The sequence below is a fragment of the Bradyrhizobium sp. Unk1 genome (assembly GCF_059512345.1).
The window spans coordinates 37,073-49,253 of sequence record NZ_JCAMOP010000055.1 but is presented as its reverse complement, the minus strand read 5'-3'; the positions used below and the strand labels follow the sequence as shown (position 1 = coordinate 49,253).

General features: G+C 66.0%; 10 protein-coding genes. 6 read left to right on the top strand and 4 right to left on the bottom strand.

What is annotated here, in order from left to right:
- Window positions 1-198 precede the first annotated feature (198 nt).
- On the bottom strand, window positions 199-1,659 hold the full coding sequence (locus AC5ZFO_RS41810) for a FecR domain-containing protein (RefSeq protein ID WP_282525403.1): 1,461 nt from the start codon (window positions 1,657-1,659) through the stop codon (window positions 199-201).
- 311 nt (window positions 1,660-1,970) lie between these two features.
- Window positions 1,971-2,705, bottom strand: a complete 735-nt coding sequence (locus tag AC5ZFO_RS41805; protein WP_282525368.1) for a DUF2147 domain-containing protein — start codon at window positions 2,703-2,705, stop codon at window positions 1,971-1,973.
- A 463-nt stretch (window positions 2,706-3,168) separates the two neighbouring features.
- Here AC5ZFO_RS41805 and AC5ZFO_RS41800 point away from each other — a divergent pair, with 463 nt between their 5' ends.
- The 3 genes from AC5ZFO_RS41800 to AC5ZFO_RS41790 all read left to right on the top strand — a co-directional run bounded on the left by AC5ZFO_RS41800 (window position 3,169) and on the right by AC5ZFO_RS41790 (window position 5,681).
- Window positions 3,169-3,453 carry a hypothetical protein gene (locus AC5ZFO_RS41800; protein WP_282525369.1) on the top strand — a complete coding sequence of 95 codons (285 nt, stop codon included), beginning with the start codon at window positions 3,169-3,171 and terminating at the stop codon, window positions 3,451-3,453.
- A 342-nt stretch (window positions 3,454-3,795) separates the two neighbouring features.
- Window positions 3,796-5,001, top strand: coding sequence for an extensin-like domain-containing protein (locus AC5ZFO_RS41795; protein WP_282525370.1), 1,206 nt, complete (start codon window positions 3,796-3,798; stop codon window positions 4,999-5,001).
- Between the two features lie 98 nt (window positions 5,002-5,099).
- Window positions 5,100-5,681 carry a histidine phosphatase family protein gene (locus AC5ZFO_RS41790; protein WP_282525371.1) on the top strand — a complete coding sequence of 194 codons (582 nt, stop codon included), beginning with the start codon at window positions 5,100-5,102 and terminating at the stop codon, window positions 5,679-5,681.
- Between the two features lie 18 nt (window positions 5,682-5,699).
- Here AC5ZFO_RS41790 and AC5ZFO_RS41785 read toward each other — a convergent pair whose 3' ends face one another.
- Both AC5ZFO_RS41785 and AC5ZFO_RS41780 read right to left on the bottom strand, forming a co-directional pair.
- Window positions 5,700-6,041, bottom strand: a complete 342-nt coding sequence (locus tag AC5ZFO_RS41785) for a DUF6665 family protein (protein WP_496123663.1) — start codon at window positions 6,039-6,041, stop codon at window positions 5,700-5,702.
- A 54-nt stretch (window positions 6,042-6,095) separates the two neighbouring features.
- Complete coding sequence (locus AC5ZFO_RS41780; protein WP_282525373.1) at window positions 6,096-6,731, bottom strand: TetR/AcrR family transcriptional regulator; 636 nt, start codon at window positions 6,729-6,731, stop codon at window positions 6,096-6,098.
- Between the two features lie 200 nt (window positions 6,732-6,931).
- On the opposite strand from AC5ZFO_RS41780, the gene AC5ZFO_RS41775 reads away from it, so the two are divergent.
- The 3 genes from AC5ZFO_RS41775 to AC5ZFO_RS41765 all read left to right on the top strand — a co-directional run bounded on the left by AC5ZFO_RS41775 (window position 6,932) and on the right by AC5ZFO_RS41765 (window position 12,161).
- The gene (locus AC5ZFO_RS41775) at window positions 6,932-8,248 is read left to right on the top strand and encodes an HlyD family secretion protein (protein WP_282525374.1); all 1,317 of its coding nucleotides are present in this window, start codon (window positions 6,932-6,934) and stop codon (window positions 8,246-8,248) included.
- Window positions 8,249-8,277: 29 nt separating this feature from the next.
- Window positions 8,278-9,861, top strand: coding sequence for a DHA2 family efflux MFS transporter permease subunit (locus AC5ZFO_RS41770; RefSeq protein ID WP_282525375.1), 1,584 nt, complete (start codon window positions 8,278-8,280; stop codon window positions 9,859-9,861).
- Window positions 9,862-10,361: 500 nt separating this feature from the next.
- Complete coding sequence (locus AC5ZFO_RS41765; RefSeq protein ID WP_282525376.1) at window positions 10,362-12,161, top strand: ABC transporter ATP-binding protein; 1,800 nt, start codon at window positions 10,362-10,364, stop codon at window positions 12,159-12,161.
- Window positions 12,162-12,181 lie beyond the last annotated feature (20 nt).

Genomic DNA, 12,181 nt, shown 5'->3' with positions numbered 1-12,181 from the left:
GGCCTTCTCTCCTGACGTCTTCAGCCTCAAGAGCCGATAACGCAACAGGCCCCTTGTGGGAGAGGGTGGCTCGCCGCGTAGCGGCGAGACGGGTGAGGGGTCACTCTCCGCGCGTGAGCCTCTCGCATTTGAACTCGCTGAAGCAACCCCTCATCCGGCGCTTCGCGCCACCTTCCCCCACAAGGGGAGAAGGAAGAATCACCGCCGCTCTTTCTTCTCCTTCGGAAGGGGCGCCGGTCTGCGCGGTGCTGCGGGACGTTGCGCGGCGGGGAGGCGCTGCTGGAATCCGCCCGGTCGCTGGATGCCGCCTGGCTGCTGAGCCGCGGGCGGCTGGCCCGGCTGCAATCCGGTGCGCGGCGTTTGTGGCTGCGGCGCCGTGCCCGGCTGCGACGGCACAACTCCGCCGGGCTGCGCCGGGGTCTGTCCGCTTCGCTGTGGCTGCGTCTGCCGTGCGCCGCCGGGCTGCGTTCCTTGTCCAGTACGCGGCGCACCTGTCGCTTGTCCCGCACCTTGCTGCTGACCGGGTTGCTGCTGGCCTCGCTGCTGCTGACCCTGGCCCGCGCGCGGCGTGCCCGGCTGCACGGCGCCGCCTTGTCCTTGCCGCTGCGGCGGCTGCGCGCCTTGCTGTGTTCCTTGGCGGCCCGGCGTGCCCGGCTGCTGCTGACCTGGACGATTGTTCTGGCCGGGCTGGCCGTTCGGGCGCTGCGGCTGTTGGCCGGGCGCTGTCGTCGGCCGCAATTGCTGCTGCTGCGGCGGCTGGGTCGGCCGCGGAATGCGGCTGATCGCGGCCGGATTCGCGCGGCGGAAGTCGCGCTGCTCGGTGACGATCTGCCGGCCCGTGGTCTGCGCCAGATGCACCTGGCTGACGAAGCCACGGTCGCGCGCGATCTGCTGCGGGGCAATCGTGATCGGCACGGCGGCAAAGCGCATGCCGCCTGTGCCGCTTGCGCCCGGGCGGATCGCAAAACCGCTTGCGGCCTGCGTCAGCGCGCCGAGTCGCGTGCCGCTGCTGCGGTCGTTGACCTCGATGTGGCCGACACGGCCGTCGGCGTCGGGATAGAGCTTGATGTTGACGTTGTTCGCGCTACTCGCCGCCGCGCCTTCGGGAACGTCGACGACGCCGGTGGTGCCGCGGATGCCGAGCGTTGCGGTCGGCGTCGCGATCTTCATGTCGCCGGTCTTCGCCACGGCTGCTGCAACGAAGGCAACGGTGCCCTTGCCGATGTCGAAGATCGCCGAGTTCTGCTTGCCGCCGTCCTCATAGACGTAATTGTCGATGGTGATCTTCGCGCTGGCGGAGAGGTTGAACGTGGTGGCGTCGTTGAAGGTGATGCCGAGCGAGGAGTTGGACGAGGTCTGCACGACGTCGTTGAGATAGATGTCGTCGCGCACGCGCAGCGGATACGAGTTCCTGTCGCGGACCACGGTTGCGATCCCTGTGACCGTCGCGACGTTGCCGATCGGCTCGACGGCGGCGGGTTGCGCGTCCGTGGCGGGCGCAGGTGAAGCCGACGGCGTCGGGGAGGGGGCGGGCGTCGGCTGCGCTTGGGGCTGGGCCTGCGCAAGCTCGATTGCATCGGATGCGAGCGCCACGCTCGCGCCGGCCAGCGGCAACGCCAGCAACGGAAGCGCGAAGACGAAGCGGCGCCAAGCCACCATTGATGTCACGAGGAAGTCCCGGTGAGAACGCGAGGCGAGATCGGCCGATATCAACTGGGGCTAGCTGAATGGCGGATGAACATGTGTCGCATGGGAGGGGCGAACGTGCAAACGGTGCGCGATGCTGGCTTGTGGCCAAGCCGCTCCATGCCGTCATGGCCGGGCTTGTCCCGGCCATCCACGCCTTGATGTGCGGCACAAAGAACGTGGATGCCCGGGCCTTCGCCTCGCCGAAGCGGCTTCGGCCGCGCAGGCGGGACAAGCCCGGGCATGACGAAGAGTGTGTATGTTTGGAGACGGCAGCTTCGGTGTCAGCTCACGCGCTTCCAGGTCTGGCCGCCGCAGAACATGCCGCCGAAGGCGCAGCCCTGCACGCGCATCGCATTCGGGCCCTTCATCGCGATCGTGGAGTCGTAGTTGCGGTCGGAATCGGGATCGTGGATGCGGCCGCTCCACTTCGCGCCGTCGGGCTTCATGTTGATCAGGATGCGCTCGTTGGAGTTCACGGCGTAACCGCAGAGATTGGCGCCGCACTGTTCGACGCGGACATTGCCCTTGTTCTCTTCGGTCGCCCAGACGCCGATCGGCGTATTGGCGGCCGGCGCCGGCGCGGCAACGGGAGCCGCGACGGGCGCGGTCTGCGCGGTGTTGTCGTAGCCGGCGGCCGGAGCGGCGGCAACAATCGTGGCGGGAGCCGCGGGGGCGGCGACAGCAGGCGCTGCCGGCGCGGTCGCCTTCACCGGCGCCTGTTGCACGGGCTGCTGCTGCACCGGAGCCGGCGCGGGCTTTGCCGTCGTCGTCGCCGGCGTGGTGTCGTCATCGTCCTTGGAGCCGCCAAGGCCGTTGAGATTGATGTTGTTCAGCTTGATCGGTTTGTTCGACAGGCCAGGCGCCACGATGGTGACGCAATCGAGCGAGGCGCAGTTGCGCGGCGTCTCGATGCGGATGTGCTGGCCTTCGATCTGGAACGCAATCGAATTGCCGGCATGCGCGGCGGCGGTCGAAGCGAGGAAGAGCGCGGTGGCGGCGATGGTGAGCTTGTTCATGACAACCTCCGAAAATTGTGCCGGTCTGAACTGGTGTCGCTGGTGGATGAAGCGTGGTTCGACCCTACGCCGGGCCTGTCCTGACTTCTGTGATGGACGTCACAACGGTTCGCGCCGGCTGGGTGAGGCAGCCCACATTCAGCGGCGGGTCGTCCCACGTAACCTCGTGGCGACACAGAGGGAGGCGCCGATGAAGCGGCTTGCGACATCGCTTGGCACATTGATCGCTTTGGTGGCGATGGCGTCTCCCCCGGCAGGCTTCGCGTCGAAGCCTGCGCGCTCGGCCGCTTCTGGTGCTCCGGCAACGACTGGACGCGCGTCGAGGAGCGGCGGGAGAAAATGATGACGACATCACGGCAGTGGGGAGCGAGGTCGTAGATTCTCTCTCCGCCAGCTCGGAATCGTAGGGTGGGCAAAGGCGCACTTGCGCCGTGCCTACCATCGATCCAAGACTACTATAGAAATGGTGGGCACGCTTCGCTTTGCCCACCCTACGATGCTGAAGCAGCAGCGCGGCGACGATGCGCTGCATGTCGACAGCGCGTTCTGCGATGCGCGACTCGGCGCGCCGCAGAACGGCACGGCGACTTCGGCGCAATACAAGCGCTGCATGCGCACGCGGGGCTGGCGTTTCAGTCATACCGTTCGCGAGAAGGACGACGGCTATCCCGATCCTGATAATCCCGGTCTGGTCTGCCACGACTTCAAAATCGGCGGCGTCACGGGATCGTCCTGCTCGGATTTCTGAGCACGGCAATAGGCCCGGCGGCCGGATGATCCGGCGCCGCCGGGGCAAGCCGGTGATGCGGTCGGTGATGTCTCTAGATCATGCCGAGCACGATGGCGCCGACAAAGGCCATGGCGAGGCACGCGGTGATAACGCTCAGTCTCCCGGCCAACGTCATAAGGTCGCTCCCGCTGTTGTCCCCCGTGCGAGCGCGTCATGGTTAACAGAGAGTCTCTCTTCGAAAAAGTCAGCCTTGCTTCCGCTGCTGCCGGGCGGCGTATGCGCGTGCGTGCCGGTATGGTTAAAGAACACTGAAATCAACACGTTGAAGAGTCTTTAAGTAAATTCACCGAACGTGCGTGCATGACGCGCGGAGTTCGTTTGTATCTCGTCGGCTCCATCGTCCTTGTTTCGCTTGCGGGTTGCGGACGCGGCTTTTTCCAGGCCGAACGTGAACCGTGGCGGGCCGAGGCCGAAGCCGCATGCCTGAAATCAGGCGCGGTGAAAGAGGGGCCGGATCTCGTCCGCATCGACCCGATCTCGGGCCCCGGCATGTGCGGCGCCGAGTTCCCGTTGAAGGTCGCTGCCATCGGTGAAGCCTCGGGCAGCTATGGCTTTGCCGACGAGGAACTGCGCCCGCCGGGGAATGTCGGCGGCCAGCCGCGATGGCCGGTGGCGCAGCCGCGATCGAACGCTCCGCAGGGCCAGAACTATCCGTCATCCTCCTATCCGCAGCGGTCGAACTATCCCGAGAGCGCGGTGCGCCAGCCCTCCGGCTATGGCAACGGGCCCGCCCCGATGTCACTGAATGCGCCCGGCGTGGCACAGCAAGAGGACGAGATCGACCTGCCGCCCGAGGGCACCGATGCCGCGGGCGCGGCGCGCTACATGAATGCGCCGAGCTATCCGACGCGGCCGGCGCCGTACTCGCAGGCGCCCGCGCAGCAACCTTTGCCGCGTCTTGGTCCGGCGCAGGGCAATCCCGTCGTTGCCGTCGGCCCCGTCGCGATCAAGCCGACCGCGACGCTCGCCTGTCCGATCGTGTCCGAACTGGACCGCTGGCTCGCCGACACCGTGCAGCCATCGGCGATGCGCTGGTTCGGCGCCCGCGTCGTCGAGATCAAGCAGATCTCCGCCTATTCCTGCCGCGGCATGAACGGCAACTCGCATGCCCACATTTCCGAGCACGCCTTCGGCAATGCGCTCGACATCGCCGCCTTCGTGCTCGCCGACGGCCGCCGCGTCACCGTGAAGGACGGCTGGCGCGGCATGCCGGAAGAGCAGGGGTTCCTGCGCGACGTGCAATCGGGCGCGTGCGTGCATTTCACCACGGTGCTCGCGCCGGGCTCGAACGTCTATCACTACGATCATATCCATGTGGACCTGATGCGCCGCGCCAGCCGCCGCCTGATCTGCCAGCCCGCCGCTACCTCCGGCGAAGAGGTTGCCGGCCGCGCCCAGCAGCGCAACCCTTACGCCGGTCGGCGCGATCCCTATGTCACGGGCTCGCTCGGAACGCGCAAGAGCACGACGCGCAAGCAGGAAGAGGACGAGTACGCCGACGAGTAGACCAGTTCGCCAGTAGCCCGGATGGAGCGAAGCGCAATCCGGGAAAAGTGCCCCCGCATTCCGCTTCGCTCCATGCGGGCTACTATCGCGTCAGCTGAATGGCCATCGTCCGCTATCTCACCCATCCGCAAGTGCAAATCGATCCCGCCGTGCCGGTGCCGCAATGGGGCTTGAGTTCGGTCGGTCGCGCGCGCACTGAGACCGCGGCGAATGCGGGCTGGCTCGCGAACACCACGCAGATCGTCTCGAGCGCCGAGCGCAAGGCGATCGAGACCGCGGAGATCATCGCAGGCCGCCTCGGACTCATGATCGAGATCCGCGAGGCCATGCATGAGAACGATCGCTCGGCGACCGGCTTCCTCAAACCGGCCGAGTTCGAGGAGGTCGCCGACCAGTTTTTCGCGCAGCCGCATCTCAGCGTCCGCGGCTGGGAGCGTGCCGTCGATGCGCAGGCGCGCATCGTGCGCGAGACCGAGGCGGTGCTCGCCCGCCATCGCCCGGGTGACGTTCTCTTCGTCGGCCACGGTGCCGTCGGCACGCTGCTGTTCTGCCACCATGCCGGTCATGCCATCGATCGCGTTCACGATCAGGCGGCCGGCGGCGGCAACTGCTTCGCATGCACCCGGGAGGGGCACCGCGTCCTGCACGGGTGGCGCAAGATGGAAGAGATCGGGGCCTAGCTCCAGGGGCCCGGACAATCATTTCGAGGCCGGCTTCGACGGTACGGGGACCAGCCCCATGCACCGCTGCACCTCGCCCGGAACGTTGTAGGTCCGCATGATATGGCGGCTGTCGCGCAAGCCGGACGCCTCACGTTGCACCACGAACATCCAGAGCGCCTGGCCGGCTTCCATCACCAGCTTGCGCCGCGCCGCCTGCATTGAGGCCGGCGCCTCCGCGCGCACGTGAGCGGCGTCGAATTCGCGCAATCGCGCAAGGCTCTGTTCGAGTGCGCTACCCATCCGTCCAAGCGCTGAGGCCTGTTCCTGGACGATCTCGTAATGGAGGATATCGACAGGCGGGCGAAGATCACGGGACATGGCGATTAATATAGTGCAGCGGCAGCGGCCTGCGCAACGCGTGGCCTGCCGCTGCTATTTCGCCCGGTACGCCGCCAGAAACATCCGCGTCGCACTGTCGACGACCTCGGTCATGCGCTCTTCCGACGGCGCAGGCGCGGCCTGGAAGACGAAGGGCAAGAAGAGCGAGGCCTTGCACAGCTCCATGAACTGCGATGCCGCAAGGTCGCAATCGTCGATCTTGAGATCGCCGGAGGCGACATGGATTTCGAGATATTCGGAGAGCCGGTTGATGGTCTTGTCCAGCACGCGCAGATAATAGCGGCGGCCGACGTCGGGCATGCGCTCGGCGATCGCCATCACGGTGCGGATCGCCGAACCGCCGCCGGGCCGGCACAGCAGGTGGATATAGGCCCGGCCAAAATCCTTCAGCGTGGTCTCGGCATCGCGCGTGGGATCGAAATTGAAAACGACCTGGCCGTGCTGGAGCGCTTCCTCCTCGAGAATAGATTCGAACAGCGCGCATTTGTCGGCGAAGTAGACGTAGAGCGTGCCCTTGGAGACCTGCGCCGCGCGCGCGATCTCGCCCATGCTGGCGCCGTCGAAACCGAGATCCATGAACACCTTGCGGGCTCCGTCCAGGATCTGGCGGCGCTTGGAGCTGTCCTCCTCCTGGACGACGTGGAGATGTTCGCGGCCGGCTACAACCATTGGTTCAGCGTCTCGGAAGGTTTCTGGATCGGGCCCGACCCATGAAACCCAAATAAAGGATTCGGGCCAGTAGGCTCCTGCCCGGGAATATTATCTATGTTGACCGAACCGTTCGGTCAATGATATTTGGAATGGGCGAGAGGGAACCGGCCGCAGGACGGCCGTCCCTGGTCGCCGCTTTTTTTGTTGGGGAGGCCTTTATGGCCGTATCGAGAGACCAGGCTGCGCGCGTCATTCGCCAGGAAGCGGTGGAGACGACGCCGGGGCAGGCCGGCAGTGAAGCTGCGACCGAGAAATCCGTCGCCCTTGCCGAGCAGTTGCGCTCTCATGTGGCCGAGGAAACCAAGCGCCGCACCGCTGAGGCGCCGGAGAAGCCCGTGACCGACAAGCCGGCCGCACCGGATGCGTCCGCCGCCGGCGCGCCGAAGCCCGGCAAGCGCAAATTCGTGCTGATGGGTGTTGGCCTCGTGCTGGCGCTCGCGGCCGCGAGCTATGCCGGCTACTACACGCTGGTCGGCCGCTTCTACGTCTCGACCGACGACGCCTATGTCCGCGCCAACAACACCATGCTGGGCGCGCGCGTTGCCGGGCACATCTCTTCGATCCTCGCCGGCGACAACACGGTCGTGCGCGCCGGCGACGTCGTCTTCCGCATCGATGACGGCGACTACAAGATCGCGGTCGATGCCGCCGCGACCAGAATCGCGACCCAGCAGGCCACCATCGATCGCATCGGCCGCCAGATTGCAGCGCTCGAGAGCCAGGTTGCACAGGCCAAGGCACAGCTCGTCTCGGCCGAAGCGGGCCTCAAGCGCGCCGACCTCGATTATGAGCGCCAGCAGGCGCTGAGCAGCAAGGGCTTCGCCTCGCGCGCCACGTTCGAAAGCTCGGAAGCCGGACGCGACCAGGGCGCCGCCGCGGTCAAGGCCGCGCAGGCCGCCTACGATGTTGCGGTCAGCAATGTCGACGTCACCAAGGCGCAGCAGGCCGAAGCGCAGGCGCAGCTCGCCGAGCTCAAGACTTCGCTCGCCAAGGCCGAGCGTGACCTCAGCTTCACCGCGGTGCGCGCGCCGGTCGACGGTACGTTCTCGAACCGCCTGGTCAGCGCCGGCGACTTCGTCGCGGTCGGCCAGCGCCTCGGCAACATCGTCCCGCTCGACGACGTCTATATCGACGCCAATTTCAAGGAAACCCAGCTCAAGCGCATTCGTCCCGGCCAGCCGGTGACGATCAAAGTCGATGCCTACGGCATGCGCAAGTTCTCCGGAATCGTCGACAGCATCGCAGCGGGCTCCGGCTCGGTGTTCACGTTGCTGCCGCCCGACAACGCCACCGGCAACTTCACCAAGATCGTGCAGCGCGTGCCGGTCCGCATCCGCGTGCCGAAATCGGTGGCGAAGCAGAACCTGCTTCGCGCCGGCATGTCGGTCTATGCGACCGTCGATACCAACAAGGGCGCCGCCGACGCCGACAGCGAGATCGATCTCGACGATCCCACCGCGATCCACCCGCAGTAGCCACAAATCGAGCGCTGCGAGGTCAGACCATGGCCAACGCCACCACCGCTTCACCCGCCATGATGGCGAACCCCGCCTCGGAGCGCATCGCGCCGAAGCGGCTGTTCGCCTTCATCATCATGGTGTTCGGGATGTTCATGTCGATCCTGGACATCCAGATCGTCTCGGCGTCCCTCAGCGAAATCCAGGCCGGCCTGTCGGCGAGCTCCAGTGAAGTCGCCTGGGTCCAGACCGCCTATCTGATCGCCGAAGTGATCGCGATCCCGCTGTCGGGCTTTTTGTCGCGCGCTTTCGGCACGCGGCTGCTGTTCGCGATCTCGGCGGCCGGCTTCACTTTCTCGAGCCTGCTCTGCGGCTTCGCCACGACGATCGAGGAGATGATCCTCTGGCGCGCGCTTCAGGGCTTTTTGGGCGCCGGCATGATCCCCACGGTGTTCGCCTCGGCCTACACCGTGTTCCCGCGCTCCAAATTCCACATCGTCGGTCCCATCATCGGGCTTGTTGCGACCCTGGCTCCCACGATCGGCCCGACGGTCGGCGGCTACATCACCGATTTGATGTCGTGGAACTGGCTGTTCTTCATCAACGTCGTGCCCGGCATCGGCATCACCCTGGGCGTGCTGGCGCTGGTCGATTTCGACGAGCCGCATTTCGAGCTGCTCGACCGCTTCGACTGGTGGGGCCTCCTGTTCATGGCCGGCTTCCTCGGCACGCTCGAATATGTGCTGGAGGAAGGTCCGCAACATGAATGGATGCAGGACACGTCCGTCGCCATCTGCGTCTGGATCTGCGCGATCTCGGCGATCGCCTTCTTCTGGCGCGTCTTCACCGCGGCCGAGCCGATCGTCAATTTGCGCACATTCTCCAACCGCAATTTCGCGGTGGGCTGCGTGCTGCAATTCTGCATCGGCATCGGGCTCTACGGCCTGACCTACATCTATCCGCGCTATCTCGCCGAGGTGCGCGGCTACAGCGCGCTGATGATCGGCGAGACCATGTTCGTCTCGGGCATCACCATGTTCCTGGTCGCGCCGCTGGTCGGCCGGCTCATGGTCAAGCTCGACATGCGCTACATGATCGCGTTCGGCCTCGTCGTGTTCGCGATCGGCTCCTACCAGATGACCTGGATCACGCGCGACTACGATTTCTACGAGCTGTTGATACCGCAGATCCTGCGCGGCATCGGCATGATGTTCGCGATGGTGCCGACCAACAACATCGCGCTCGGAACGCTGGCGCCCGACCGCGTGAAGAACGCCTCCGGCCTGTTCAACCTGATGCGCAATCTCGGCGGCGCGGTCGGCCTTGCCGTCATCAACACCGTGCTCAACAACCGCACCGATTTGCACATCACCCGCCTTCAGGAGCGGGTGACCTGGGGCAATGCGACCGCGACCGAAACCCTGACCATGTTCATGCAGAAATTCCAGGGGCTCGGCGATTCCACGCTGATGGCGATGAAGCAGCTCAGCCAGATCGTGCACCGCCAGGCCGTGGTGATGAGCTTTGGCGACGCCTTCTTCGTGCTGACGCTGTTCTATCTCGGCCTCAGCCTGCTGGTCACGCTGCTGAGTAAACCGGCCTCGATGACCGGTGGCGGCGACGCGCATTGACGCCACGCACGGCGTCTTCGCCCGGCTTCTTCGCCAGGCTTGACCGGGCGATCCAGTACGCCGAGACGGCGCGGCTAGAACCGAGAAGCCGCGGAGTGCTGGATGCCCCGCCTTCGCGGGGCATGACAGCGGAGATTGAGGCGGCGGCGGAGCACATAGGCGCCCCGCACCAAATTGCAACACTCGTCCGTGATCTCGCGTGGGCCCCGTTGCAAATCGCACGTGACGCATCTATAAAGCGCACCTCATTCAATCGAGCCAGGGAGAGATTTGCATGATTTCGTCGCACTCGCAGATCGTACGCCCGCGCTCGATGATCGCCTGGTTCGGTATGTACGCGGCCTGTTAGAGGCCCCTTCCGCCAGATTCGATCGGGTCACGAGTCCCGATCGCTCCACTTCCCAAGTCAAAATCAGTTGTGAGTGATGCCGGTCAGCCCTCCGTGGCCGACTTGCGTCCGTCAATGGAGCCGGCCGCGCCGAAAGCGGCCGGATAATGTCATGACCTCTCTGTCAAAAAGGCCCGCGGCCATACGCGTGGTGCTGCCCTTCGTATTCCGGCACTGGCTGAAGCAGCCCGGACGCGGCCTGATCGTGGCCGGCGGCCTGCTGGGCGCGACCATCGCCGACCTGTTCATGCCGGTATTCTCCGGAAATCTGGTCGACGCGCTGACGCGCGGCTCGTCCGATCCCGACGCGCGCCGCGCGGCGCTGGTTGCGTTCGGCGCCATCGTGGCGCTGGGCGCGGCCTCCGTGGTGCTGAGGTTGATCGGTCTCCAGGCGATCGTCCCGTTCACGCTCAAGATCATGTCGGATGTCGCCCAGGAGGCTTTCACGCGCGTCCAGCGCTTCTCGACCGACTGGCACGCCAACTCCTTTGCCGGCTCCACGGTGCGCAAGATCACCCGCGGCATGTGGGCGCTCGACCTGCTCAACGACACCATCCTGATGGCGTTGGCGCCGTCTCTGCTGGTGTTGATCGGCTCCATGGTCCTGATCGGCCTGCACTGGGCGTCGCTCGGCGCGGTGATCGCGGTGGGAGCGCTTTTCTACGTCGCCATCACCGTGCTGTTCTCGACGCGCTACATCGCGCCGGCCGCGCGCGTCTCCAACGCCTGGGACACCAAGGTCGGCGGCACGCTGGCGGACGCGCTGACCTGCAACGCCGTGGTGAAATCCTTCGGCGCCGAAGCGCGCGAGGATACGCGGCTCGCCCGCGTCATCAACCGCTGGCGCGTGCGCGTGCGGCGGACCTGGTTTCGCTACAACTACACGGCCATGGCGCAGCTCTCGCTGCTGCTATGCCTGCGTGCGTCCGTGATCGGCGGCGCGGTGCTGCTGTGGATGTCCGGGCACGCTTCGCCCGGCGACGTTACCTATGTGCTGACGAGCTACTACGTCATCCACGCCTATCTGCGTGACGTCGGCATGCACATCAACAACCTCCAGCGCTCGGTCAACGACATGGACGAATTGGTGGCGATCCATGGCGAGCCGATCGGGATCGCCGATGCGGCCGGTGCGCGGCCGATCGCGATCGAGGCTGGCGAGATCGTGTTCGACGACGTCACGTTCCACTATGGCGGCCATCGCGCGCCACTGTATGACGGGCTGTCGGTCACGATCCGCGCCGGCGAGCGCGTCGGCCTGGTCGGCCGCTCCGGCTCCGGCAAGACGACCTTCGTCAAGCTGGTGCAGCGGCTCTACGACGTCTCCGGTGGCCGCGTGCTGATCGACGGGCAGGACATCGCGCTGGCTACGCAGCAATCACTGCGCAGCCAGATCGCGATCGTGCAGCAGGAGCCGATCCTGTTCCACCGCACGCTTGCGGAGAACATCGCCTATGGCCGGCCCGGTGCCAGCCTGGAGGCCATCGAGCACGCGGCGCGGCTGGCGAATGCACACGATTTCATCCTGCGCCTGCCGAAGGGCTACGGCACGCTGGTTGGCGAGCGCGGCGTGAAGCTGTCGGGCGGCGAGCGGCAGCGCGTGGCGCTGGCGCGCGCCTTCCTGGCGGACGCGCCGGTGCTGATCCTGGACGAGGCGACGTCGAGCCTCGATTCGGAATCGGAGGCGCTGATCCAGCAGGCGATGGAGCGGCTGATGAAGGGCCGCACCTCGATCGTGATCGCACACCGGCTGTCGACGGTGCGCAGCCTCGATCGGATCCTGGTGTTCGACCGCGGCGAGATCGTCGAGCAAGGTACCCATGCCATGCTCGCGGGCAAGCTAGGGGGCATCTATCGCGGCCTGTTCGAGCGCCAGGTGGTGGAGCTCGGACATATCGCAGCAGCGGAGTGAGAGGCGCGCGACAGCGGGAC

Coding starts and splice junctions, on each gene's coding strand:
- AC5ZFO_RS41810 (WP_282525403.1), bottom strand. CDS start 1,659: ATGGTGGCTTGGCGCCGCTTCGTCTTCGCGCTTCCGTTGCTGGCGTTG.
- AC5ZFO_RS41805 (WP_282525368.1), bottom strand. CDS start 2,705: ATGAACAAGCTCACCATCGCCGCCACCGCGCTCTTCCTCGCTTCGACC.
- AC5ZFO_RS41800 (WP_282525369.1), top strand. CDS start 3,169: ATGGTGGGCACGCTTCGCTTTGCCCACCCTACGATGCTGAAGCAGCAG.
- AC5ZFO_RS41795 (WP_282525370.1), top strand. CDS start 3,796: ATGACGCGCGGAGTTCGTTTGTATCTCGTCGGCTCCATCGTCCTTGTT.
- AC5ZFO_RS41790 (WP_282525371.1), top strand. CDS start 5,100: ATGGCCATCGTCCGCTATCTCACCCATCCGCAAGTGCAAATCGATCCC.
- AC5ZFO_RS41785 (WP_496123663.1), bottom strand. CDS start 6,041: ATGTCCCGTGATCTTCGCCCGCCTGTCGATATCCTCCATTACGAGATC.
- AC5ZFO_RS41780 (WP_282525373.1), bottom strand. CDS start 6,731: ATGGTTGTAGCCGGCCGCGAACATCTCCACGTCGTCCAGGAGGAGGAC.
- AC5ZFO_RS41775 (WP_282525374.1), top strand. CDS start 6,932: ATGGCCGTATCGAGAGACCAGGCTGCGCGCGTCATTCGCCAGGAAGCG.
- AC5ZFO_RS41770 (WP_282525375.1), top strand. CDS start 8,278: ATGGCCAACGCCACCACCGCTTCACCCGCCATGATGGCGAACCCCGCC.
- AC5ZFO_RS41765 (WP_282525376.1), top strand. CDS start 10,362: ATGACCTCTCTGTCAAAAAGGCCCGCGGCCATACGCGTGGTGCTGCCC.